We start from the raw sequence: 25,138 nt of genomic DNA, 5'->3' as shown, positions 1-25,138 counted from the left end.
GGCTTCATACAGGCGGGTTGCAGCCTGCAATCCGAACTGTGAACGGTTTTCAGGGGTTGGCTCCGCCTTGCGGCTTCGCATCCCGTTGTACCGCCCATTGTAGCACGTGTGTAGCCCAGGTCATAAGGGGCATGATGATTTGACGTCATCCCCGCCTTCCTCCGGCTTGTCGCCGGCAGTCACCTGTGAGTGCCCAACTGAATGCTGGCAACACAGATCAAGGGTTGCGCTCGTTGCGGGACTTAACCCAACATCTCACGACACGAGCTGACGACAACCATGCACCACCTGTCACCGCTGCCCCGAAGGGAAGGTGTATCGCTACACCGGTCAGCGGGATGTCAAGACCTGGTAAGGTTCTTCGCGTTGCTTCGAATTAAACCACATGCTCCACTGCTTGTGCGGGCCCCCGTCAATTCCTTTGAGTTTCAGTCTTGCGACCGTACTCCCCAGGCGGAGTGCTTAATGCGTTAGCTTCGGCACTGGAGGTGGTACCCTCCAACACCTAGCACTCATCGTTTACGGCGTGGACTACCAGGGTATCTAATCCTGTTTGCTCCCCACGCTTTCGCGCCTCAGCGTCAGCAATCGGCCAGTAAGGCGCCTTCGCCACTGGTGTTCCTCCACATCTCTACGCATTTCACCGCTACACGTGGAATTCCCCTTACCTCTCCGACGCTCAAGCACTCCCGTTTCCAAGGCCATCCCAGAGTTGAGCTCTGGACTTTCACCCCAGACGTGAAATGCCGCCTGCGCGCGCTTTACGCCCAGTGATTCCGGACAACGCTTGCCCCCTACGTATTACCGCGGCTGCTGGCACGTAGTTAGCCGGGGCTTCCTCCTCGGATACCGTCAACGCACGGGCATTTCCTCCCGTACGGGTTCGTCTCCGAAGACAGAGTTTTACAACCCGAAGGCCTTCATCACTCACGCGGCGTTGCTCCGTCAGGCTTGCGCCCATTGCGGAAGATTCCCTACTGCTGCCTCCCGTAGGAGTCTGGGCCGTGTCTCAGTCCCAGTGTGGCCGGTCACCCTCTCAGGTCGGCTACGCATCGTCGCCTTGGTGAGCCGTTACCCCACCAACTAGCTAATGCGCCGCGGGCCCATCGAATCGCGGTCCGAACGGACCTTTCCGTCTCCCTTCATGCGAAGGAAGAAACTATCCGGTATTAGCACCCGTTTCCGGGTGTTATCCCAAACGATTCGGCAGGTTGCCCACGTGTTACTCACCCGTCCGCCGCTAACAATGCAAAGCAAGCTTTGCATCATCCGCGCGACTTGCATGTATTAGGCACGCCGCCAGCGTTCGTCCTGAGCCAGGATCAAACTCTTGAATGAACACTTAGTGCTTCAGCACTTAGTGTGAATTTACTCCGCAACCGAAGGTTGTCGGAGCTACCTATTCATTACTTGACCCTGTCAGAATCATTGCTGACTAATGACAGGAGTTACATATATAACTCCCTGCACTTGTTTAGTTTTCAAGGAACTTCTTAAATCATTCCGACACAGCCAAAGCAGTGACGTTTTTATAATTTATCATATTCGAAATTTCAAATCAACAGGTAATTATTTCGCATTTCATCACTTGCATTCTGTCGATTGTTTTCACCGTCCATTGCGGCGACAGGTGTTATCATATCACGGTTATAATAGACATTACAATGCTCATTTTTCTACAAATACACTAAAATTCATGTATTGCTTGCGATTGTTTCATTATTGCTCACCCAACATAAAGTATTCTTAGAAATAGACACACAACTTGCAATTTACTTTGGATAAATCACGTTCCCTTACGCCCCTACCTCCATATAATCTCTCAAAATCCTTACAAGTTCATTCCAATCTTTCACCCTTTGAAACTGCTGCAAATGGCGATTATACGCATGGTCAAAAACAATTTTTGTTTTCGCAGGCGATCTTAGCAAATTGTGCGGGCCGTCATCCACAAGAATATCTCCATACACTAAATCTTTTCTTTGTGTCAGAACGATGTTCGATTTCGAAATAAACGGAAAATATTCTTCTATCCACTCATATTTCTCATATAAGGCAGTAGGCGGACTGGCTGTAACAAATACAATTTCAAATCCTACCTCATACAATGTCCGAACACCTTCCACACATCCGGATTTGGGCTGTAAGTATCGAAAAAATCCGGGCTCTTGAAGAATTTCATAGAGAGACTTTGTAATCGATTCCGAATATACTTCATGCAAATCCCAACTGCTCCATTCTTCTCGATCTAATAGAATCCCTGTTTTTTCATAGAATCTTTCGACCCAACGTTCATTATGGCATGCGCAAACATCATCGAGATCCAAAAGTAATACCTTTCCCATTGATTCCCCTAACTTTCTGTTGTTCAGAATATCGTGAAGCAATTCTTCTAATCCATTAAATATGGAGATGTAATTATTCATATTCCAGATACTAGTATATTGGCAGCACACAATTCAAATAGAAAATTGGGGCCGGTACAATGTAAATACTGATATCGAGCATGTTCCTATCAGTATACTACCGCAAAGAATGCCATTCGAATAGAACGGATTCAATTATTCCTGATATTGTTATTGATAGAAAAATAGCACCGCAAGATGCGGTACTATTTTTGTTTCACGATTTTCCTATTGTATTTATAAGCCATTTCGCATAAGCCACTGGGGTTCGCTATTTTATCGGATTACGATTGCGAAGATTGGATGAGCGGGATCCTAAACGTGTGAGATCATCATCGTATTGCAATAAATCGTTACGCAACTCGAATATCCACATCGAATCCTTTCGGTGTACATACCAGCTTCATTTCTTCGTAGCCAGCCATCCGAATGGATAATTCAAAGGGTTGATTCGCCCGAACCCGGAAACTCATCACTTGATTGATACTGCCTGCAATCGACTGCTGACCACCGGAGATCAAGTCCGCATTCACCATATCAATGACACATCCATTGCTTACAGTTGCGACCAATTCGTCATTGCTGCCAATGGCACTCATGGCTCCTACTTGCCGTAAAACCTCAGTGATCTTGGAAAGATTATCAACATTCTCCAAATCAAATAAATCTTCCGGACCTTGCTCCGGTGGAAATAGCCCATCAAGAACATTTAATGCACCTTCCGCGCTGTCACCGAATTCAATTGAGTAGCAATAAAACCAATCTCTTGTTTTCCATTTTGTATGTAAAACATTTTTATAGTAATTACGCAGTGCATCCCCATCGTCGTCCATCGCACCGTCTGTCAAGAAAAATACAGTAGCAGGACGGTGTTTTTCTTCCATTTGCGCGGTAATCGCTTTAAAGGAATCGATCGGCATGGTAGAGGAGAATGCGCCACGGCTGCGCATGGCGCGTTCAACCGCATTGGGAACCTCGGACGCGCTCGATATGTTTGCTCGATATACCATAAAGGAACCAAAGAACAATACATCAATCCCATCATCATCATATGGTGCAACAGAATCTACAATCGTACTGATTAAAGTTTCAATCTCGGAAGGCTTATTGCTGAAAAACCCTTTTCTCTTGTAGTATTGCTCCATTGAACCGGAAATATCGACAACAAGATACATATCCCGTTGTGTCGTCATTCCTTTTTTCAAATGATCAATTGCCTCCATATTGATATAAACCATATCGCCTTCGACAGCGCCATAAATATTGTGAAACGGATGATTTTTATGACTTTGTACAATTTGCACTTCATCTAATGCACGAAACCGAGCCATCCCGTAATCCTCCCTTATCCATACTGCTCCTATTCGAACTGCATATCGTTTCCGCTTGCTGCTGATCCCGCCGTCGACCGAAAGTCTGCACGCGCATTACGCAATCACAAGATCCACATCAAGCCCTTTTGGAGTCACTTTAATATGCATTGGATCATATCCATTGATATTGACAAGAAGATTGAATGGTCCTCTTTGTTTCACCCGAAAACTCATAATCTGGTTAATCGGTCCATTGACGGAATCCATTCCATTCGGAATCAAATCGGTGTTTACCATATCGATTAATGCACCGGAGTCGGATTTTGCCGTCATTTCCACATCGCTGCCGATTGCACTCATGCCTCCTACCTGTTTCAAAACAGACGTCACTTTTTCCAAATCATTGATATTATCCAGGTCAAACAAGTCTTCCGGGCCCTGCTCAGGGAAATATTTTCCATCCAAACGATTTAAGGCACCAAACGCACTTCTGCCAAATTCGACCGCATAACAATAAAATTGGTCTCTTGTCTTAAACTCTGTATGAAGCACATTCGTATAAAAATTCTCCAGGTCCTGTCCGCCGTCATCCATCATTCCGTCTGTCAGGAACAAAACAGTTCCGGCACGTTTCTTGGATTTGCATTGATCGGTAAATTTGCGAAATGCCGCTGTCGGCATTGTACTTTGTAATGCGCCGGGCTGCAGCAGTGCCTGGTCAATCGCCTTTTGCACTTCCGAGGCATTTTTTACATTGGCCTCGTAAACCAACCCATTGGAGAAGAAATACAAATCAATCCCATCATCGTCATAGGATGACAACATATCCACAATCGTTGTTGCTAACCTTGCAACTTCGCCATTTTTGTAATATGCATTCATGGAACCACTGATATCAATGATCAACGCAATGTCACGAATGCAAGACATTCCGCTTTGAAGCCCATCTACCGCTTCCATATTGATATAGACCATTTCACCTTCAGCAGAAGCATACACGCTATGAAACGGATGTTTCTTGCTGCTATTGACGACTGGCGCAACTTTTGCATCGGATGCAGGTAAAAAACGAGCCATTGTTTATTCATCTCACTTTCAAATAGTTTCTAAAAGAGGATGTTCAAAAAGTAGTCAAAACTCCACGGCGGATTGCTTAACCACTTTTTGAACACGCACTTAAAACATCTATATCAGGACTGCCGGGCTTTAACTGCACGACTATTGACCCACAATCCGATAAGAACGACAATGAGAACTCCTGACAAAGCAGAAAAACTTGTCGGATATGTTGCAACCCAATTGAAAAATTTAATGATGTTGCCGCTATCCTCGAAGATCATTTTAAAGCCTACATATCCCAAAATTCCTGCAAAAATAAAGTTGAGCTTCGGATATTTTTCCATGATTGCAACAAGCGCTTTTGTCGCTAAAAACAAGAGTGGAATCGTAATGATCACACCGATGGATACAAGCAAGATATTTCCGTTTGCAGCACCGATGAGCGCAAGAACGTTGTCCATGGACATGGTTAAGTCTGTCCATCCCAGCATGATGCCTGCCGCTAAATATCCCGCGTTTGTATTTACTTGTTTCTCTTCATCATCTTCCTGACCGAACATTTTAATTGCCATCAACACAACCCAGATACCGCCTAACAACTTCAAACCGGGAATCAGATAGAGATATCCCGAAATTGCCGTTAATACAATCCGCATGAGAATGGCAACGAGTACACCTAACAACATGATTTTATTGCGCATTTGCTTCGGAAACATTTTGACAATCCCTGCATTGACAGCTGCATTGTCCGTAGATAATCCGACATCGATGAGCAAAATCAACAGAAAACTGACGACTAACGATTGCATGATCGTTTCACATCTCCTTTTTCTTTTTTCCATGGCACAGCTAAACGAGTGCTTGTAAACTTAAACTTTTATCCTATGATAGATTCAATATGATAGATTCAAATAGAGTTTATATTATCTTGAGAGAGCCAATGTTTTCATCTTATCGCGAAAATCGCGCTGAAGCTGGGACAATCGTTTTGTGCCATCTTCCCGTGCACGGCGATTCTCTTCCTCGATGCGCCTGGTATCTTCAATCCCTTCCAAAATCGTTCGCCAGGTTTGTTCCACCGTTTCGATTTTCACACTTGGCTGCCCGGACAATCTTGCGATCTCTACACCTTGTGTCTTGATATTTTGCGCGTTTTGCAACAGCATGCGGTTTGTTGCATCATCCAAGGCAGACATCGAATCCGCAATCAGTTTTTGACGTTTCAATGTGATCGCCTGAATGAGGCCAATTTTGAATACCGGGATCGTCACAATAAAGGCGGAATGAATTTTCATGATCAAGTTGTAGTTGCCTTTCTGAATCAGGCGAATTTGCGGCGCGTTTTGCATGGCCACCACTTTTGCCAACTCCAGGTCATAAACGCGCTGCTTGATCAGTTCTATGACATTCCGCAAATTTTCGAGATTCATCAGATCTTCCTGACTGCCGCTTTGCGCCTTTTGTTCAAAGTAAGGCAAATCGTCCCGTTCCAGTTCTTCCACAACCATATTTCCGGCTGCCACGTATTTTTCCAGTTCATGATAGTATTGAAGATTCTCGGCAAACATATCTTCCAGCATGAGGTTAGCGTTATTAATCTCATTTTTGTATGTATTGACAGATTTATAGATTTTATCGATGTCATTTCCAATCGTTTGATACTTTGCAAACATTTTTTCCAATGTCGCCTTTGCATTGCCGAATATCTTCCCGAAAAGACCTGTTTTTTCTTCTTCAAAATCCTTATGGTCAAAATTTTTCATGACAGTAGCCAGTTGTTTTAACATTTCCCCGGAATCTGTCACGCTTTTTGACTTGATCGTATGCAGCACGCGATCGGCAAAGGATGATATTTTTACTGCAGGATCATTCCCAAATTCCAAAATTGCGTTCTTATCGTTGACATTTAACTTTTGCGAGATGGCGATCACTGCCGGCGCTTGGCGCAACGCCATTTCATTCGTGGTTAGCTGTCCATCATCCTTAATTTCCAGAACCTGTGCTTCTTGTAGCCCGGCACCGAACTGTGAAGTTGCTTGCGGCTGTATTGGAGCAATCATTGTTTGACTTTCTTGCGGTCCAAATCTCATCTTCGTACCTCCTAAAATAGGCTAAACAGCTTTCGAATTCCCAGTTTTTCCGGCATCGGTTTATGCATTTTCGAAGCCATAGAAAGTTCAAAAACCATCTGATCCAATTGATGCGTATCAAACAGTGTGGAATAGATATAGGATTCCACATCATTAAACCCGGCGGGATTGAATGCCACAATGTCAAATCCAATGGCATTCAAGCATGTGAGCACAATGGAATCTTCCAGGCTCAGATCTCCCGACTGCCCATCATTGTATAGGACGAGTTTTGGAATCTCCTTTGGATAATCAAAGGATTGGATCAGATTTTGAATGGGCTTGTCCAAATTGCACAGGGTCGAAAAAATCTTCTGCGATAATTCGTTTGGATGCAATCGACCCGTCGGATCCATGACACGATGGCGAAACACAAGTTCGGCGATGGTTTCGGACAGCAACTGTTGAAATCCATTGCGCAAATGGCGGTACGGCCACCAAGCAGCTTGCCGCAAGCGATGCGGTTCGATGATCCACTTCCCGCCCTTGTCATACGCCACTTCAAAAAAACAGGAGTGATACATGGTTGGCGTTTTTACAAATGGAAACTGTGAAATGAAAATCGTATTGGGTGCCTCAGCAAATCTCCTCACCTGACCGAGAAATGCATTTGTATCCCTCAGACTTCCGATTACTTTTGCAAAGATATTGGGAATTGTCAAACGATTGTTTTCATAAGACCAGTGACTGCGGAACATCGCTTGTTCTTTCCACAGAATAAGAATTTCGTCATAGGTAGTTTTTAACGTCTTCGCTTCCACTTCGCAATCCACGCATTGCCAACTTTTGAATGCGATCGTCTCCGTCTCCTGCAACATTTGGTCAATCTCGATCGTTGACTGATATGCCAACGTCTCCGCCCGTTCCTGTGTTTGAATCGTATGCAATGGGCGGATCGCTGTTCGTTGATAGGTAAGTTCCTCGATACTAAACAATTGTTGCGGATCAAGCAGAGTAAAATCACATTCGGATTGCGGATTCATATACACCACATCAAATCCGAAACTGGCTGCGTAAATCAGAAAAAAAATCTCTTCTTTTGTGATCATTCCGTAATAAAAAAACTTCGGATTCGAGTATATATAATCATAGTTCATGCACATCGGCTTGAGATACACTTGCAACCAATGCATACAATACTGAAGGATCGATTTGAATTCTTCCGGTTCTAGCATTTCTTGGCTGATATCAAAATAATATTCCAGCAATCCCTTGAAATTTTCCTGAAATTGCTTTTGCAATACCTTGTTTGGAAAATCGGGAAACAGCTCATATGTACGCAAGATCTGAATGACCCGATCCGGCTGAATGTCTGACAGCAACGCAATCCGATCCCAGGCCGAAGCAAACAATCGTAAAAAATCCTCTGAAATCATTCGGTCCAATCCATCTGTGATGCAATTGCCCAATTCTCCAAGTTTCTCAACTGCCAAATAAAATTGTTCGACTTTCTTGTAATATTCTTTCTCACTTTGATCATTGCCAACCAGACGATAAAAATATCTTGGAATGGTGACAACGTCATTGGTATATTGAAACCCGGCCCTTTGATACACAGGAGTTGTCAGTTCCTGCAACAAATCTATTGAAGTTCTCGCGTTAATTGTCTCGATTTCCAAACGATTCAGTGACCAACGTTCCACATATACCGCCTTCTTATTCGCATCTTATCAACTATTCTAACATAAAGTTACAACTATGAATCAACAGAAAATGACAAAAATCATCCAATTGTGATAAATATCGGCAATTATCCAAAAGCAAAATCCCTGAGCACTTGAACATACGAACCTGACGAAACGGCAAAACCAACTAACGTTTCTGGTAATCGCATAAAAAATGGTACCTTGGGGTAGGTGTAATCACGCCTGCCCAGGCACTTGGTGACTATCGTCACGGATTCAGGATTAAGTTACTGTTAGTATAATAATAGACGATAAAAGTGCTTGATTTGTTTGCTTTGGCGATAAAAAAAGCCGACAACCCCAGCAAAAAAAGGGCGTCGGTTTTTGCTATTGCTTTTGGATATGCTGCTTCGTTTCTCTGGATACTGTTGCACGCAAACGGTTACGCAGCAGTGACCTTGTTGATTTGTCCACGATTGTTTCTGCCTGGGTTTACAAAAATCATCGCCAGCATACCAACCACTGCTGCGATCGCAGCTGCAATAAACATCGCTTTATAACCGCTATCTGCAACAAGATATCCTGTCAACATCGGTGCGACGATTGTTGCAATATTGGTAATAAAGTGTGTAATCCCGCCAAATGTACCAGCTTTTGACGGCTCAGTGTCGATAATGATCGTCCAATAGACGGAATTCGGCAAAAAGTTGAACGCATTGCCGACTGCCATCAGCAGCAAGACGGCTGTGACGCTATGAACTGCAGGTATTGCCAAGAAACAGATCGCTGTAAGCAACAGGGAAACAACAGCAAGACCTGAACGGGCAACTTTCAGACTTCCGGTTTTACGACGCAGAGAATCAGAGATTTTACCGCCCAATAAGACTGTTGCACATGCGCCAATCCATGGGATCATGCCAAGATACCACAATTTTCCGAGTGAATAATGAAATTGATCTTGCAAGTACTTCGGTGTCCATGTCAAAAGCAGAAAATTCACATATTGGAAAGCGAAGTAACCAATGGCATTAAAGAACAGCGTCGGATTTTTAAAGAAATCGCCGACAGTAATACGTTCCTTTTCCGCTTGTACCAATGTCGTTTCGTTTGCCAGCAAATCTTTCGATGAACGTATTTCCTCAAGTTCTTCTTTCGAAACGCTTGGATGTTCGTCCGGTTTGTTTTTAAATACTTTAGCCCAGATAATTACCCAGATAATCCCGATCGCTCCAAGAATGAGAAATGTCGTTTGCCAACTGGTAACGGAGAGCAATCCGACCGCAACCGGCGCAGTAATCAAGGAACCTAGCGGAGCTCCCAACACGCCGAGGGATGCAACAAACCCTCTCTCTTTTGGAGCTGCCCAGTTCGCCATCGTACGGTTAATGGTAGAAAAAGCCGGCCCTTCAGCAAATCCGAACAAGATACGAAAAATCGCAAAACCTGCAATTGCCGAGCCGCCGAACATCGCCATTCCAATATCTCCGGCAAACGCTGTCCCTGCTTCGAATATCGACCATAACGTCCCGAATAAAATCCAGACAAATTTCGGACCCTTTTTATCTGCGAGAACCCCGCCGAACAAAGCGCCAAACATATACCCATAGCCGAAATAGCCCAAAACTTCTCCCCATGATTTAGGATTCAAATGAAACAATTTGATGATTGACGCTTGTGCATATGCAATTGCTCCACGGTCGATATAATTGATGACCGTCATGAATACTACCATTGAAATAATGACATATCGAAAATTCCGTTGCACCTTCTACCCCTCCATCGTTCAATCATTTTCAAAATGTAATGCACAGAACTTTTCCAAATTTCGGTGTACTCCAATACTTTCATCATGCCCGCACCGAATTTTATGAATGAAAGCCCTTGAAAGTATGGTATCGCTTTCATGTGAAATTGAAAATAATTAGGTCGTATTGTTGATTTTGGTCTTTTTGTTCACAAAAAATACATACCTGCAATCCTCCATGCGGTGTGTATGGATAAAATGAAACGCAATCGATTATTCATCTGCAACTTTCATGGGAAATGTGATCCATATACTCGTGCCTTCACCTTCCCTTGAATCGATTTGTATGTCGCCTTTCCCTTTATGCACAATGCTATTCACCAAGTGCAATCCTACGCCTCTTCCTTGTGTTCCTTTCGTAGAAAAGCCTTTTTCAAAAATTCTGGATTGTATATCTTCCCTTATGCCGCCCCCGTTATCTTCCACCAAGACCGTCAAGGAATCCAAATCTTGCTCAAAACTTACAAATACTTTTTTATGCTCCATCCGATCTTTTAATGCGTCAAATGCATTTTCAATCAGATTTCCGACTAAAATGACAAAATCATGATGGTCCAGAACTCCCGGATAGTGTTCCAGCCTGCTTTGCTGGTCAATTACAACTTCGATCCCGAGCTCTTTTCCTCTGCTTACTTTTGCGATTAACAGTCCGGCGAGGCTTTCATCTCCGATTCGATTGCTTAGAAACCGCGTCAGTTCTTCTTTTTGCTCGGTTACTTGAAATAAAAAATCCAACGCTTTTTCTTTATGATTCAACTGAATTAAGCCGCCAATCGTATGCAGTTTATTCATAAATTCATGGTTTTGGACTCGCAACGCGTCGACGAAGGCCCGAACTCCTGTCAGTTCTTCCGCAATTTTTTTTACTTCCGTCCGATCCTGGAATACCAGGACCGCTCCGATGATTTGATTTTCCAGTTGAATAGGCACCCTGGTGTAGAGTATCACATTTGTGCCAACAAGCAGTTCCTGATTGTACACCACATGTTCAAAAGCAAACGTTTCTTTCAATCGTTCATCCGGAATTGCTTCATAGATGGATCGACCGACCACATCTTCGTGTATTTTCAGCATTTGCATCGCATGTTCATTAAAAATCGTAATTCGATCCTGTTTATCAACGGCAATGATTCCTTCATGTATCGCATTAAATGTAGCCGTCCGTTCAAGCAACATCCGTGCGATTTCCTGAGGTTCCAACTGCAGCATTTGTTTCTTGATATGTTTCGCCAAACTGTAGGAACCCAAAATTCCAAATAGCAAGGAAAGTGAAAACGTTACATAAATTTTATCACGCATCGCATCAACAACATCCCACAAACTCGGCAACAGTTTTCCGACAAGGACAACTCCCACTTGCACATTCTTCTCATCCATTACGGGGACAAAAGCGCGCAAGGCAATCCCCAGGTCTCCCTTCGCTTTTGATAAATACGTATGTTCCGCAAAAGCGGAGCGCTCGTCGGCTCCTTGCGAATATGTGCCAATCTTGTCTCTCACAGGATGCGACAGTATTTTTCCGTCCATATCCAATACGACGATATAATCCACATTATTGATGACACGGATTCGTTCGACTACTTTGTTAATCGGCGGGCCATTTTTCTCATTGGAGAGTTTTTCAATGACCGGAGGAAGTTCGGCAATCGTTCGCGCAGTCACCAATAAACGTTTTCCCAACTCTTCTTCCTGGACATGGAAAATATTTCCTATCAAATTGATACCACCGATCATGAGTGAAAATAAGATGATGCCAAATGACAGAATCGTAATTTTCCAGCGAATCGACATACCACGAAACATGTTAACGAACCCCTAGCCAATGATAGAGTGCAATGACGGAATGAATACAAGTTTCATCGCTACGTTTATGATACACTATGTATCATATACTACATTTCTAAAATACGTGGAGAATGTTTTATGAAATCCTATGTTGGCATTGCTTTGTTCGTACTTTTAGGCTTTCTGACTTCTATTATTATCGGCTTCTCCGATGTTTTCTCATCAAAACGCCTTCCTTATGACTATGAACAGCAAGGACTGGGCAAAGAAATTGTCATTAAATTCAGTTATGTTGTGGCGGAAAATACTCCCAAAGGACTTGCAGCCAAAATGTTTGCACATCTAGTGAATCAGAAAACAAAAGGGCGTGTCAAAGTAGAATTATTTCCTGATGGATCTCTTTATAATGAATTCGACGAAATTGATGCTCTCAAGCAAGGCAACGTGCAGATGATTGCTCCAAGTTTCTCAATTATCTCAAATCAAATACCGGAATGGATGGTCATGGATTTGCCTTTTGCATTCCCGAATGATCAGGCAGTGCAAGCAGCATTTCACGGAGCAATCGGGCAAGAACTTTTGCAGACATTACAATCCAAAAACATGATCGGAATGGCTTTTTGGGGGAATGGATTTCGGCAAATCACGAACGACAAACGCCCGATTATTCAACCAAAGGATTTTAATGGCATCAATTTTCGAATCGAGCAAAGCAAAGTCATGGAAGATAAATTTAGGCTGATGCATGCAAATACCACGGCAGTCCCTTTTAATCAGTTGTTTCAGAAATTGGAATCCGGAACGGTTGACGGAGAAGAAAATTCGATTTCCAATATTTACTCAAAAAAACTCTATCAATTCCAAAACTATATAACGATCTGCAACGAATCTTATTTAGGGTATGTAGTATTATTCAATCAAACGTTTTGGAATCGCATACCAAAAGATTTGCAAAATGATATTTCGGAAGCTTTGCAAGAAACGACCGCCTGGGAAAATGAAGAAGCGATTCAACTGAATCAAGAGCAATGGAATATGCTGAAAAATATTCCAGGCTTAAACGTCCATGAATTGACTCCTGCTGAGAAAAAACAATGGATGGCTGTTTGGAATCCCATATATGACCAATATAAACCGATTTTCGGCAAACAAATGATTGAGCAGATTCGGGAACTGCAACGCAAGTATGGAAATGATTAAAAATGCCCGCATTCACTTGGGAAAGGGATGCGGGCGTTCCTAAAATTGGATGATCGGGTTTGCCGGACGTGCAAGCAAGCTTGCATCATTACATCCCTAAATACGCTTGCTTGACATGATCGTCATTGAGCAATTCCTTGCTGTCGCCACTCATCACTACATGTCCATTTTCAACCACATACGCGCGGTCAGCAATCTTCAGGGTTTGCACCACATTTTGTTCGACGATCATCACCGTCATGCCTTTGCTGCGAATGGTCTTGATAATTTCGAACATTTCCTTCACGATCACAGGCGCCAGACCCAGAGACGGCTCGTCTAAAATCAGCAATCTTGGATTGCTCATCATTCCCCGGGCAATGGCCACCATCTGTTGTTCTCCACCGCTTAATGTGCCGGCCATCTGGTGTTCGCGCTCTTTCAACCGTGGAAACATGGGAAAAATTTCTTTTATCAGCTTTTCTTCCCGCTGCCCTCGTGCCCGCTTTACATGTCCGCCCAACAATAAATTTTCCCTGACTGACATCATCGGAAACAATTGCCTGCCTTCCGGTACATGGCTGATGCCAAGATCCACGATTGTATGCGGATCGTTTTTATGAATCTCCCCTCCACAGAACACGATCCGGCCGTTGCGCGGATGCAACAGCCCCGAGATCGTTCGCAAGGTGGTGGATTTGCCGGCGCCGTTCGCCCCCACCAACGCCACGATTTCCCCTTCCCGCACATCGAGGGCAAGACCGTTTAACGCTTGCATGTCCCCATAAAACACATCGATTTCTTCCACTTGCAGCACGATTATTCCTCCTCACTGGAACCTAAGTAGGCTTTGATGACTTCCGGATGGGAGGTAACATCCTGCGGCGTTCCTTCCGCAATTTTGGTTCCATGATTGATCACGATGACACGATCGGAGATTTCCATCACCACACGCATCACGTGTTCGATGCCGCCGACCGCCGAAATGCCATGACTTTTCAATTCCTTCAACAGCTTGATCGTTTCTACCGCTTCCGTCGGCGTCAGACCTGCCACCACTTCATCGAGCAGAATCAGCTTCGGGCGGATGGCAAGGGCGCGGGCAATCTCCAACCGCTTTCTTCCGGCAAGTGTGAGACTGCCTGCCGTCATATCCTTGCGATTGTGCAAGCCGGTCAATTCCAGAATCTCCAACGCTTTGTTCCGCGCCTCTCCTGTGGAAGAAGTGCGGGAAAATGCTCCTAGCATGACGTTTTCCAACACCGACATGTTCACAAGGGGTTTGACGATTTGAAACGTCCGTCCCACGCCAATCCTGGCGATTTGATATGGCTTTTTGCCGACGATGGACTGCCCGTGAAAACGGATGCTGCCCTGGTCCGGCTTGATGAACCCGGTAATCAGATTAAAAATCGTCGTCTTTCCTGCCCCATTCGGTCCGATAATCGACAACACTTCCCCTTCCTCAATGGAAAATGTCACATCATTGGTGGCAAGCAGACCTCCAAAGCGTTTACTGACTCCTTGAAACTCGAGCAATGCCATAGTTGACTCTCCTTTTCCACCGATTTTCCAGGGTACCGACAATTCCTGCCGGCATGAACATCACGACAAGCACAATCAACAACCCATATACAAAAAACGCAAATGCATTCGGATCTCCGATAAAGCTCAAGGAGCCGACAGAGTTTTTCAGATAATCGGAGGCAAATTCCAGGATAAACGCTCCGACCAACGGTCCGTAGATAGTGCCGGCGCCGCCAAGAATCGCCAGAAACACCACCTGATTGGAAATCGCCCCGCCAAACACGTCATTGGGCTGAATGCTGCCGAGATTTGCTGCAAAAACGACGCCACCGATGCCTGTCAAAAAGGCGGATACGATCAACGCATAAAGTTTATACAAGGGGGTATTTACGGTAATCGTCTGAGCCGTGTCTTCATCTTCCCGAATCGCCATCAAATAATAGCCGGTTTTGCTCGTGGCCATCCGCGTTACGATTCCAAAGGCAAGGGCGGCAAACCCCAACGCGACCCAATAATAGTTGTCCGGATTTTTCACGACATTGGGCACCAGCAGGCCAGCCGCTCCCTGCGTCCAATGCTTCAACTGATTGGTGGCGAGAACATTCATCAACTGTGCGACCGCAATCGTTGCAAGAGAAAAATAAGGTCCTCTCAGCCGAAAACAAATCCAGCCGATCGGTACGGCGCTGATGGCGGAGACCAGGCCGGCCAATACAATCCCGAGAATGACGCCTGTATGTGGCGCAAGCAATGCAAAACTATATGCCCCGATTCCAAAAAATACCGCATGTCCAAGAGAAATTTGTCCCGCATAGCCGCCTACGAGATTCCATGCAAGACCGACACCGCCAAAGATAAAGATATAAAATAGAATTTGTTTATAGTACAAATTCGTCACAAATGGCAACAACACACAGAGAATCAAGATCAAACAAGCCACGAACCACTTTTTCACACTCTGCTCCTCCCAAATAGACCGGATGGTTTCAACAACAGTACAAGCAAGAACATGATATACGTCAAAACGTCTCCATAACTTCCGCCTAGATAGAAAGAAGACAAGCTCCAAATCAAGCCGATCAAAATACCGCCAATGCCTGCTCCAAAGATGCTCCCCATTCCGCCCAACACGACGATGATGAAGGCCAGGAGACTGAAAGAGTCGCCCACCGACGGGTCCACATAATGCACGGGCAAAAGGAGCGTCCCTGCCACTCCGGCGATGGCGATGCCAAGACCAAAGACGAGTGTCGTGATTCGATTCACAGGAATCCCCATCAATGCGGACGAAGACGAATTTTGGGAGATCGCCCGAATCGAACGCCCTGTTTCCGTTTTCAGCATGAACAAAAACAAGAACAATGCCACAAAACCGGCGATGATAAAGGAAAGGAGATACGCCTGATTCACTTCGACATGAAGAAAATGGATCGTATGATGGCCATATGGCAAATTCACCGTCAGTTGATTGGTATTAAAGACCATTTGGGACAGGTTTGTGAGCATCAGGCCAAGTCCGGCCGTCAGCAAGATATGATTCATCTCCGGCGCATGCAGAATCGGTTTGAGCGTGAGACGGAAGACAAGAATGCCAAGTAAAAAGCTGATCACAAAACTGATCCCAATCGAAAGATACGGATCGATATGCAAAAACTGAAAGCATGCATAGCTGATATACATGCCCACCATCACAAACTGCCCATGTGCAAAGTTGATAATCCGCATGGTGCCAAACACGACGGCCAATCCCATGCCAATAATGGCATACAAGCCGCCGAGCATAATGCCGTCCACGATTGTTTGTAAAAACATGCTGTTCCCCCTTATTATGATAGTTTCAGTATTCCTTTCTATGCATATCAATCGACACGTGCATCAATCCACTTCTTGACAAAAGTACCGTTAGGTTTTATCAAAAAATTTTCAATTCGATTATGTCAAGAAAAGGGCGAATCTCGCCCTTTTCTCACACTAAAACTGCATTCTCAAATGTATCGCGATGGCCCGCGCAGGACATAAGAGGCGCATCTGCTGACGCATAGGTTTGGAAGTCATCTTTGCCACATAAAGCAAGCCTGATCGCTTATTTACGATCTTTCCAAGCAGGTGTCGGAACTTTCAACTGGCCGGTCGCTGCCGATTCCGGATAAACGGTGACAAATTTCCCGTTTTGGACTTGCGTGATCAGAACCGGATGGGCATTTTGTCCTTTGTCATCAAACTTGACCGGACCAAATGCGGTATCCAGTTGAATACTCGCCAGTGCATCGCGAATCTTTTGCGAATCTAAGCTGCCTGCTTTCTCAATCGCTGCTTTCGCTGTGTAGAGAGAGGCATATGCTTCCATGTCATGATAGGAAGGATGATCGCCAAATTTCTTGAAAATGTTTTGATCAAATTCTTTGGAACCTTTCCATTTCGCGGAAGCATCCCACTGACCGGCTGCCAGCGTATAGTCTGCCGCAGATCCCGCATCTTTCGGAAAGGAACCCACGCTAAATCCCGTACCTGCCGCTGTAAAGTATTTGGCATTCAGATCGATTTCTTTGGCTTGTGTCATTAAGGCAACCGCATCTTTCGAATAGGAAGCAAAATAGATGGCATCCGGATGCTTTTGCTTCACCCGATTCAACAGTGGTTTGTAATCCAAATCTTTGGTAGAGTAGCTTTCATCATCCACGACTTGAATGCCCGCTTCTTGCGCAAATTTCTTCATCGCTTTGTCTGCGCTGGCGCCAAAGTTCTGATCTTCATGCACAATCGCAAGCGTTTTTACATCTCCTTGCTTTTTGAACAGCTCGACCATCGCTTTTGCGTAATCATCCGATGTTGCACAAAGGCGGAACACATATTTGGAACCCGTTTCCGTCACATTGGCCGCAGTCGCGGTCGGCACGATCACTGGTACTTTATACGTCGTCGCCTTTTTTACAACTGCAAGAGCAGAACCAGAGCTGTATGGACCGAGAATCAGTTTCATATGATCCTGATTGACCAATTGGTCCACGTCTTTCGCCGCTTCTTGCGCGCTTGACTTATCGTCCAGGTACTCCAGCTTGACTTGTTTTCCAAGGATCCCGCCGTTTTTGTTGATTTCCTGCAAAGCAAGTTCGTATCCTTCTTTTTGCGCTTTTCCGAATTCCGAGTCGCCCCCGGTAATGGAAGTAATCACTCCGAGAGTGATCGTGTTTTTGTCTGCTGCCGAAGACGCCTGACTGGAACTTGTTGAACTGCTGCCACATCCCGTAAGCGTTATCATAGCTGCCAATCCAATGACCGATACGAGTTTCGTCTGATGTTTCTTCATTCTTTTTCCCCCTTTTTTTCTTTCAAAACGTAAAAAACTGGATACATAAAATGGAATACATAAAACATAACAGATAACCCAATTACTTGCTGATATTCTATATATTTTGAATGATTTGAATCATTTACATGATAGCGCTTTCTTTTTCTGCTGTTAATATTTTGTTCTTATTGGTTATTTTGGTCTTTTTGGTCTTAATGTTTGGACCGTTGAATAATCATTCGATCTATTTTTTAGCTCCATTTTTTTATTGACTGTAAATGAAAACTATATTATGATTTGAAATAATTTAAAATTCAGGTTCTTATCAAGAGAGGTGGAGGGTCTGGCCCGATGAAGCCCGGCAACCAGCCAATAAGCAATATGAGTGCTTATTTGGCAAGGTGCTAATTCCTGCAGAACGTTTATGTTCTGAGAGATAAGGAGTAGACCATTTTCGTAAAAGAGATGCCTTCTTCTTATTGAAGAAGGTTTTTTGTTATTTTTTTGAAAAGATGACTTGACGGGAGGAACATCGTGGATAAAGTGAAAATCGCTCTTTTAGGGTTGGGAACAGTGGGATGTGGAGTGCTTAAAGGCCTTAAGCAACATCGTGGGAAAATAGAAAAAACTCTAGGGAAAGAACTGGAATTGTGTTCTATCTTAGTGAGGAGCCCTTACAAAAAAAGAAATGTAGAAGTGCCATCAGAATTATTGACAACATCCATTGAGGAAGTTTTTTCAGATCCCGGATTGAGTGTCGTCATTGAGGCGATGGGCGGTTTGGAACCGGCCTTATCCTATGTCAAGCTGGCATTGCACCAGGGTTGTCATGTCATTACCGCAAACAAAGCATTGATTGCAAAATACGGGCAGGAGCTGCACGAATTGGCAGCCGCAAAAGGAGTTCAGCTTTTATATGAGGCAAGTGTCGGGGGTGCTATACCGATCATAAGCACTGTGCGGCACTTTTTAAAGGTAAATGAAGTGTATAAACTGTACGGAATTCTGAACGGGACTACGAATTATATCCTGACCAAAATGTGGGAACGGGAAGAATCCTATCAAAAAATCCTCCTTGAAGCACAGTCGCTAGGTTACGCAGAAGCCGACCCCACCGCCGATGTGGAAGGTTATGATGCGTTGCATAAACTTACCATCTTGACGAATTTGTGCTTTGGCATTACACCGGATTTAGAAAGAATAGCAAGGACTGGAATTGCCGATATTTCAGTGGATGAACTTAAGCTGGCGTATCATTTTGGCTATCGCATCAAACTTTTGGCATCTGTTGAGAAGAAAAACGGAAACATTCATCTCAAGGTGGCACCTAGCCTTCTCCCGCTCAGTCATCCGCTGGCAAGCGTAGATGATGTAGTCAATGCTGTATGCATACAGACGGATCTTGCCGGCGAATTAACCTTTTTCGGAAGGGGTGCCGGTGAACTTCCTACAGCGAGTGCCGTACTTGAAGATTTATTCTATTTATTGCGGAATCAAAACCAAAATTCCACTCCTGATGCTTCAATCGAAAAAGTTGAATTGGATTATGCACAATCGGCAAGCGAATACTTTCTTTATCTTCAGGTACCCGAAAAACAAGCAGACGAACAGTTGTCAAAACTTCTGCATCTATTAAGGAAAGAAGGAATCTATGTACATAATGCAACACAAGTATTGGACAAGAACGGTTTTATATCCATTGGCGCAAGAATGACTTGTCACTCGACAAATACCTTAAAAAATATTTCGTATCACTTTGGTGAAAAGATAACCATTCGGGAAGTTCTAGAACAGGGAGACGACAGCGTTTACGCCGCTTCCGTGAACCTGTAATGTTCGATCATGAAAGGCTTATAAATGTTGTCGCAGGCTCTTACAATAAAAACGGGTGAGTCTTTACGATGACCCACCCGTTGAAGTATTTAACTCTCGCCCTCGTTAGCTGAAGAAGGATTTGTGGGCAAACGATAGACTCTCGCTTCATACGGTTGAAGCGTTATTTCTTGTATCTCACGATCTGCAGCAACCGCATAGTTGCTAATGAGAAGTTCAGGCGCTTCGATATGCAAACAATCCGGCAGTTGGAAAGTAGGAGTTCTTCCAAAGAAATTCAGAATCACAAGCAGTGTTTCATTTTCAAATGTGCGTACATATGCATAAATTTCCGGATGATCTTCGAGGATCAACTGATAATCTCCATAGACGAATACTTCATATTGTTTGCGCAACTGAATCAGTTTCTTGTAATAATTGAAGATGGAATCCGGGTCCAGCAATTGTTGTTCCACGTTGATATCCATGTAATTCGTATTGAGCTGAATCCATGGTTCTCCCGTCGTAAAACCAGCTTGCGGACCATCATTCCACTGCATGGGGGTCCGGGCGTTGTCACGTCCTTTGTCGTGTATGCGCTTCAATACCTGTGCCAGGTCTGCTCCTTCGGATACTTTTTCCTTGTAAAAATTGAGCGATTCCAAATCTTGATACGAATCAATCGAATCAAATGCGACATTGGTCATGCCGATTTCCTCGCCTTGGTAGACGTAAGGTGTACCACATAACGTATGCAAAAACGTCGCCAACAATTTTGCCGATTCTGCCCAATATGTTTGATCATCCCCAAAACGCGACACCGCTCTTGGTTGATCATGGTTATTGAAATACAATGCATTCCAGCCTTTTCCGTACAGCTCCGTTTGCCATTTGCTCATAATCTGTTTCAGATCCGGCAAACTCCAAGGCTGCACATCCCATTTTCCGCCGTCGCCTGAATCGATCGACATGTGTTCAAATTGAAAGACCATGTTCATTTCATCACGATTTTCATCCACATATAAGAGTGCTTCCCGTGGCCCAATTCCTGATGTTTCACCGACTGTCATGATATCGTATCTGCTGAATACTTCGCGGTTCAGCTTTTGCAGCTGTTCGTGTACTTTCGGCAAGTTTGCAAACAGCCGATAGCCGGTATTGTGGCTTTTATCTTCCGGGTGCGGATCATCAGGGAATCCGTCAGCTTTGCCAATGTGATTGATCGCATCGACGCGAAATCCATCGATTCCCTTGTCCAGCCACCACTTCATCATCTTGTGCACATCTGCAACCACTTCAGGGTTTTCCCAGTTAAGATCCGGCTGCTTTTTCGAAAACAAATGCAAATAGTATTCTCCCGTAGCTTCATCATATTGCCAAGTCGATCCGCTGAAAAATGACTCCCAGTTATTTGGTACCCCTCCATCTTTTGCAGCAGGCCGCCAAATATAATAGTCGCGCTTCGGATGATCTTTCGATGAACGACTTTCGATAAACCATGCATGTTCATCAGATGTATGATTGACAACCAAGTCCATAATCAACTTCATTCCGCGTGCATGAACTTCATGTAAAAGTCTATCAAAATCCTCCATTGCACCAAATTCCGACATGATCTCATAATAGTCGCTGATGTCATAGCCGTTGTCGTCATTTGGGGATTGATAAATCGGACAAAGCCAAATCACATCGATTCCTAAATCCTTTAAGTAATCCAACTTCGACAAAATTCCTGGAAGATCCCCAATTCCATCTCCATTGCTATCCATAAAACTACGCGGGTATATTTGATACACGACACTTTCTTTCCACCATGTTTTTTTCATTTGATGAACTCCTAACTCCTCATACTCTTTTTATCTTGATTACTTGATTGATCCTTGAATCACACCCTTGATAATGTATCGCTGACCAAACATGTATACAATTAAAATTGGCAGTACTGTCAAGAGAATGGCAGGAATCAACAGTTCCCAGTTGTTCATATACGTACCGCTGAACACTTTCATTTTAACCGGCATCGTATAGACACTTTCGTCATTTAAGACCAAGGAAGGAAGCAAGTAGTCATTCCAGATCCATAAAACATTTAGAATCGCAATGGTTACTGTTATCGGTGTAAGCATAGGCAAAACAATCTTGAAAAACGTTTGCCTGGTATTGCAACCATCAATTAAAGCCGCCTCTTCAATCTCAATCGGAATGGATTTGATAAATCCATGATAGATAAAAATGGATAGGGCACTTCCGAAGCCAATATAAAAGATAATCAATAAAGGAATCGGCATCGAATCAATCAATTGAAGTTTCGCACCATAAATGTAAATGAGCGGAATCATCAAAGATTGAAACGGAATGACCATGGAAGCCACCAAAATAGTGAAAAACACTTTATTGTATTTCGTTGGTTTTCTGACCAAGTGATAAGCAGCCATTGCGGAAAAAAGCAAGATAAAAATCGTACTTAGAGTTGTAATGAGAAACGTGTTTTTAAATGTGACCAAAAAATTCATCTTGTGAATGACGTCACCAAAGTGTGCAAAATTCCAATGCTGAGGCAGAGAGAACGGATTCGTTAAAATTTCCCCATTGCTTTTGAATGAATTGATAATGAGCAGAAAAAAGGGAAATACAAAACAAATAAATGCGACGAATGCAATCAAATAGGCAAAGGTGGAAGTCGCCAATCGTTGTCTGTTCATTATGCTTCAACCTCCATTTTCTTACTGAAATACACCTGAACTCCCGTGACTGCAACGACAATCAAAAAGAGAACGATCGCTTCTGCCTGCCCTACTCCGTAATTTGATTCAACAAAAGCTTTATTCACCACATACATGGAAACCATCTCGGTGCTGTTGTAGGGTCCGCCTTTTGTTAGCGAGAAATTCAAGTCATACACCATAAATGCATTTTTCAGAGACAAGAAGATAGTGACGACAAAAGACGGCACCATTAGGGGGAGCGTAACATAGATAAGTCTCCGAAAAGGACCTGCTCCATCAATCGTCGAGGCTTCGAGGACATCCTTTGGAATACTGATCAAGCCGGCAATGAAAATGATCATCATATAGCCGGCTGATTGCCAGATCGTAACCAAAACAAGCGCCCAATAGGCCATATGCGGATCGCCCAACCAGCCAAGCTTCAGCAACCCGATCTTCAGTTTATCGCCAATTGCCGGCAAGAATTGAACAAATATAAATTGCCAAATATACCCAAGAACCAACCCGCCAATCAGATTTGGCGTAAAATATGCCGTTCTCATAAAGTTTTGAATCCGAATACCGGTCGTGACAAGATAAGCTAATCCAAATCCGACAAGATTCACAAAAAAGACCGTACCTGCTACAAACTTGAACGTTAACAAAAGGGAACTCCAGAATTGGGCATCCTTCAATGCTTTCAGGTAATTCGATAATCCCGAAAATATCGCGGGGTCTGTTGGAGTATTCATTTTCATAAGCGTTAGATAAATTCCGTATCCGAATGGGATCAGAACCGCAATGGCAAAAAAAATCGTGGTAGGTCCCAGGAATACGATCGAATTACCCAAATTGGCCAGATTTTTTTTCGACCGTTCATTCGTTTCACATCCTAACCTAAAGTTAAATACAAATGGGCGAGATATGTACTCGCCCACTCAGCAGCTTTTCTTATAGTGCGTAAAACGTGGCCAAGTAAGACACAAGGAGTGTGAAGCCGAAGCACGAAAAGGTGACGGAGTGTACGTGTTTGGTACATGAGTAAGCCTTTTTGGGATTCGGCAAAGCAATCCGCCGTGGAGTTTTGACTACGTTTTGAACATCCTCTTATACAGATCCCGTCACGGATTAACCCTGATGACTTGTATAGTAGGACTCTATGGCTTTTGCCAAGTCTGCTCTGGTTTCTTGTTTCGCGATATATTTTTGAACTTCAGGTCCAATGATCGTAGTCCAGTCTGCCGGGTTGATATAGTTGGTACTGAACGGCATTGTCTTGCCTTGCTGAATCGCGTTGCTGATCGCAACACCCAATGGGTTTGTCACTTTGTACGGATTGTTTTTGAAAGCAGAGATGACTTGTGCTTTATTTACCAAAAAGTCTTGTCCCGCTTTGTCAAACACAAGCCAATTTAGGAATTTTTTTGCTGCCGCCTGCTGCGCCGGAGAAGCCTTTTTGTTAATCACCATGACTTGTGTTGGACCGACTGCAATTTTATTGTTAAGCGGGTTATTCGGGTTGTTGTCGACTGGAACCGGCATAAATCCGAAATTGTCGCCAGCAACCGCATGCAGCGAATCGAATGCCCAGTCACCATTGAACAGGATGGCTGATTCTCCTTTTCCAACAGATACGTGCGCATCGTCATAATATTGACCAAGCGGGCGATCTCCGTACTTGTTGTATTTTTTTGAAGTTAATAAATCCAACGTGTCATAATAGCCATTCCACACCGCATTTTTTGTAAGATCCAATTTTCCGGCTTTCAATTGGTCTAAAATGGTGTTCGGATCACTTGCCTGATTCAAAAATTGTGAACTGTAATGATTGCTGACAGACCAAGCTTCGGTTTGATAAGCCACGGGATACTTCACACCAGATGCCTTGATCTTGTCGAGAAGGCTCTTCAATTTATCCCGTGTGTTGATAGAGAACGGGTCAAACTTTCCGCCTACCGCTTTCTCCACTACTTTTTGATTGTATACAAGCCCAAAACCTTCGATTGCAAACGGGAAGCCAATGACCTGTCCCTTTGCGTTCTTGATTGCCTGTGTTGTTTCAGCGTTCCATTTCTCGTTGGAAAGATCAATTCCTACGTCTTTGTATTTATGCAAGACGGAGTACGGGTCAAACATGGCCATCGTAACCGTTTTCCCGGAAGCTGTCAGTTTATCATAAATATTCAATGTATCCCCAACAGCGATCGAATCCACTTCAACGTGGATGTTCGGATTGGTTTTCATAAACTCCTTCGCTGCTTGTTTGAATTGAGCGTCAATTTCCCCTTTACCGTTTGTAATAATGATGCTTACGGGTGAAGACGCTTTCGTAGAACTGCCGCTTGGACTTGCTGCATTGTTTGTTGAACTTCCTCCACATGCAGTCAACGATACTGTTAAAGCAGCAGCAACACCAAGCATTGTTGATTTTCGAATCCATCGTGCAATTTTCTTGCTATCAACCATGTGACCAACTCCCCTTTTTTATAACAAGAAAGCATTCCAA

General features: G+C 43.9%; 19 protein-coding genes, 1 rRNA gene and 1 riboswitch (1 of these 21 running past the window's edge). Of the genes, 2 read left to right on the top strand and 18 right to left on the bottom strand.

From position 1 onward, the window contains the following. From LSG31_RS10475 to LSG31_RS10435, 9 genes are all read right to left on the bottom strand, one after another. Nucleotides 1-1,338: ribosomal RNA gene (locus tag LSG31_RS10475) — 16S ribosomal RNA — on the bottom strand; it reaches 206 nt to the left of the window's first position. A 458-nt stretch (nucleotides 1,339-1,796) separates the two neighbouring features. Continuing rightward, entirely contained in the window at nucleotides 1,797-2,345 is a 549-nt protein-coding gene (locus LSG31_RS10470) for a 5' nucleotidase, NT5C type (protein WP_347439202.1), read from the bottom strand. A gap of 413 nt (nucleotides 2,346-2,758) precedes the next feature. Further along, the gene (locus LSG31_RS10465; RefSeq protein WP_347439201.1) at nucleotides 2,759-3,736 is read right to left on the bottom strand and encodes a VWA domain-containing protein; all 978 of its coding nucleotides are present in this window, start codon (nucleotides 3,734-3,736) and stop codon (nucleotides 2,759-2,761) included. 96 nt (nucleotides 3,737-3,832) lie between these two features. Then, nucleotides 3,833-4,795: a VWA domain-containing protein gene (locus LSG31_RS10460; protein ID WP_347439200.1), complete on the bottom strand. Its 963-nt coding sequence runs from the start codon at nucleotides 4,793-4,795 to the stop codon at nucleotides 3,833-3,835. A gap of 113 nt (nucleotides 4,796-4,908) precedes the next feature. Next, a complete protein-coding gene (locus LSG31_RS10455; protein ID WP_347439199.1) occupies nucleotides 4,909-5,586 on the bottom strand; it encodes a YjbE family putative metal transport protein in 678 nt (225 codons plus the stop codon). A 114-nt stretch (nucleotides 5,587-5,700) separates the two neighbouring features. Continuing rightward, complete coding sequence (locus LSG31_RS10450) at nucleotides 5,701-6,867, bottom strand: toxic anion resistance protein (protein ID WP_347439198.1); 1,167 nt, start codon at nucleotides 6,865-6,867, stop codon at nucleotides 5,701-5,703. 11 nt (nucleotides 6,868-6,878) lie between these two features. Beyond that, nucleotides 6,879-8,549, bottom strand: coding sequence for a YceG family protein (locus tag LSG31_RS10445; protein ID WP_347439197.1), 1,671 nt, complete (start codon nucleotides 8,547-8,549; stop codon nucleotides 6,879-6,881). A gap of 424 nt (nucleotides 8,550-8,973) precedes the next feature. Continuing rightward, a complete protein-coding gene (locus tag LSG31_RS10440) occupies nucleotides 8,974-10,296 on the bottom strand; it encodes an MFS transporter (protein ID WP_347439196.1) in 1,323 nt (440 codons plus the stop codon). Between the two features lie 252 nt (nucleotides 10,297-10,548). Further along, nucleotides 10,549-12,138: an ATP-binding protein gene (locus LSG31_RS10435; protein ID WP_347439195.1), complete on the bottom strand. Its 1,590-nt coding sequence runs from the start codon at nucleotides 12,136-12,138 to the stop codon at nucleotides 10,549-10,551. A 120-nt stretch (nucleotides 12,139-12,258) separates the two neighbouring features. Here LSG31_RS10435 and LSG31_RS10430 point away from each other — a divergent pair, with 120 nt between their 5' ends. Next, nucleotides 12,259-13,320, top strand: a complete 1,062-nt coding sequence (locus tag LSG31_RS10430; protein ID WP_347439194.1) for a DctP family TRAP transporter solute-binding subunit — start codon at nucleotides 12,259-12,261, stop codon at nucleotides 13,318-13,320. A gap of 88 nt (nucleotides 13,321-13,408) precedes the next feature. Here LSG31_RS10430 and LSG31_RS10425 read toward each other — a convergent pair whose 3' ends face one another. From LSG31_RS10425 to LSG31_RS10405, 5 genes are all read right to left on the bottom strand, one after another. After that, on the bottom strand, nucleotides 13,409-14,116 hold the full coding sequence (locus LSG31_RS10425; protein WP_347439193.1) for an ABC transporter ATP-binding protein: 708 nt from the start codon (nucleotides 14,114-14,116) through the stop codon (nucleotides 13,409-13,411). 2 nt (nucleotides 14,117-14,118) lie between these two features. Continuing rightward, on the bottom strand, nucleotides 14,119-14,844 hold the full coding sequence (locus LSG31_RS10420) for an ABC transporter ATP-binding protein (protein WP_347439192.1): 726 nt from the start codon (nucleotides 14,842-14,844) through the stop codon (nucleotides 14,119-14,121). Further along, nucleotides 14,813-15,781 carry a branched-chain amino acid ABC transporter permease gene (locus tag LSG31_RS10415; RefSeq protein ID WP_347439191.1) on the bottom strand — a complete coding sequence of 323 codons (969 nt, stop codon included), beginning with the start codon at nucleotides 15,779-15,781 and terminating at the stop codon, nucleotides 14,813-14,815. Before LSG31_RS10415 ends, LSG31_RS10420 begins: the two co-directional genes overlap by 32 nt. After that, nucleotides 15,778-16,638: a branched-chain amino acid ABC transporter permease gene (locus LSG31_RS10410; protein WP_347439190.1), complete on the bottom strand. Its 861-nt coding sequence runs from the start codon at nucleotides 16,636-16,638 to the stop codon at nucleotides 15,778-15,780. The genes LSG31_RS10415 and LSG31_RS10410 overlap by 4 nt, the downstream gene beginning before the upstream one ends. A gap of 271 nt (nucleotides 16,639-16,909) precedes the next feature. Beyond that, a complete protein-coding gene (locus LSG31_RS10405) occupies nucleotides 16,910-18,133 on the bottom strand; it encodes an ABC transporter substrate-binding protein (protein WP_347439189.1) in 1,224 nt (407 codons plus the stop codon). 301 nt (nucleotides 18,134-18,434) lie between these two features. Continuing rightward, a riboswitch (SAM riboswitch) is annotated at nucleotides 18,435-18,558 on the top strand. A 91-nt stretch (nucleotides 18,559-18,649) separates the two neighbouring features. On the opposite strand from LSG31_RS10405, the gene LSG31_RS10400 reads away from it, so the two are divergent. Continuing rightward, a complete protein-coding gene (locus LSG31_RS10400; RefSeq protein WP_347439188.1) occupies nucleotides 18,650-19,948 on the top strand; it encodes a homoserine dehydrogenase in 1,299 nt (432 codons plus the stop codon). Between the two features lie 89 nt (nucleotides 19,949-20,037). Here the strand turns inward: LSG31_RS10400 and LSG31_RS10395 are convergent, their stop codons facing one another. The 4 genes from LSG31_RS10395 to LSG31_RS10380 form a co-directional block, all read right to left on the bottom strand. Continuing rightward, nucleotides 20,038-21,753: a glycoside hydrolase family 13 protein gene (locus LSG31_RS10395; RefSeq protein WP_347439187.1), complete on the bottom strand. Its 1,716-nt coding sequence runs from the start codon at nucleotides 21,751-21,753 to the stop codon at nucleotides 20,038-20,040. 39 nt (nucleotides 21,754-21,792) lie between these two features. Beyond that, the gene (locus LSG31_RS10390) at nucleotides 21,793-22,629 is read right to left on the bottom strand and encodes a carbohydrate ABC transporter permease (protein ID WP_347439186.1); all 837 of its coding nucleotides are present in this window, start codon (nucleotides 22,627-22,629) and stop codon (nucleotides 21,793-21,795) included. Then, nucleotides 22,629-23,297 carry a carbohydrate ABC transporter permease gene (locus LSG31_RS10385; protein ID WP_347439185.1) on the bottom strand — a complete coding sequence of 223 codons (669 nt, stop codon included), beginning with the start codon at nucleotides 23,295-23,297 and terminating at the stop codon, nucleotides 22,629-22,631. The genes LSG31_RS10390 and LSG31_RS10385 overlap by 1 nt, the downstream gene beginning before the upstream one ends. A gap of 463 nt (nucleotides 23,298-23,760) precedes the next feature. Then, entirely contained in the window at nucleotides 23,761-25,098 is a 1,338-nt protein-coding gene (locus tag LSG31_RS10380; RefSeq protein WP_347439184.1) for an ABC transporter substrate-binding protein, read from the bottom strand. Between the last annotated feature and the right edge of the window lie 40 nt (nucleotides 25,099-25,138).

The sequence above is a fragment of the Fodinisporobacter ferrooxydans genome (assembly GCF_022818495.1).
Lineage (GTDB): Bacteria > Bacillota > Bacilli > Tumebacillales > MYW30-H2 > Fodinisporobacter > Fodinisporobacter ferrooxydans.
The sequence above is the reverse complement of the archived record's forward strand: the minus strand, read 5'-3'. Positions and strand labels throughout refer to the sequence as shown.

What these genes read in the sequence shown, in the direction of transcription:
- LSG31_RS10470 (WP_347439202.1), bottom strand. Translation starts at nt 2,345, where the DNA reads ATGGGAAAGGTATTACTTTTGGATCTCGATGATGTTTGCGCATGCCAT.
- LSG31_RS10465 (WP_347439201.1), bottom strand. Translation starts at nt 3,736, where the DNA reads ATGGCTCGGTTTCGTGCATTAGATGAAGTGCAAATTGTACAAAGTCAT.
- LSG31_RS10460 (WP_347439200.1), bottom strand. Translation starts at nt 4,795, where the DNA reads ATGGCTCGTTTTTTACCTGCATCCGATGCAAAAGTTGCGCCAGTCGTC.
- LSG31_RS10455 (WP_347439199.1), bottom strand. Translation starts at nt 5,586, where the DNA reads ATGCAATCGTTAGTCGTCAGTTTTCTGTTGATTTTGCTCATCGATGTC.
- LSG31_RS10450 (WP_347439198.1), bottom strand. Translation starts at nt 6,867, where the DNA reads ATGAGATTTGGACCGCAAGAAAGTCAAACAATGATTGCTCCAATACAG.
- LSG31_RS10435 (WP_347439195.1), bottom strand. Translation starts at nt 12,138, where the DNA reads ATGTTTCGTGGTATGTCGATTCGCTGGAAAATTACGATTCTGTCATTT.
- LSG31_RS10430 (WP_347439194.1), top strand. Translation starts at nt 12,259, where the DNA reads ATGAAATCCTATGTTGGCATTGCTTTGTTCGTACTTTTAGGCTTTCTG.
- LSG31_RS10420 (WP_347439192.1), bottom strand. Translation starts at nt 14,844, where the DNA reads ATGGCATTGCTCGAGTTTCAAGGAGTCAGTAAACGCTTTGGAGGTCTG.
- LSG31_RS10410 (WP_347439190.1), bottom strand. Translation starts at nt 16,638, where the DNA reads ATGTTTTTACAAACAATCGTGGACGGCATTATGCTCGGCGGCTTGTAT.
- LSG31_RS10405 (WP_347439189.1), bottom strand. Translation starts at nt 18,133, where the DNA reads ATGAAGAAACATCAGACGAAACTCGTATCGGTCATTGGATTGGCAGCT.
- LSG31_RS10395 (WP_347439187.1), bottom strand. Translation starts at nt 21,753, where the DNA reads ATGAAAAAAACATGGTGGAAAGAAAGTGTCGTGTATCAAATATACCCG.
- LSG31_RS10390 (WP_347439186.1), bottom strand. Translation starts at nt 22,629, where the DNA reads ATGAACAGACAACGATTGGCGACTTCCACCTTTGCCTATTTGATTGCA.
- LSG31_RS10380 (WP_347439184.1), bottom strand. Translation starts at nt 25,098, where the DNA reads ATGGTTGATAGCAAGAAAATTGCACGATGGATTCGAAAATCAACAATG.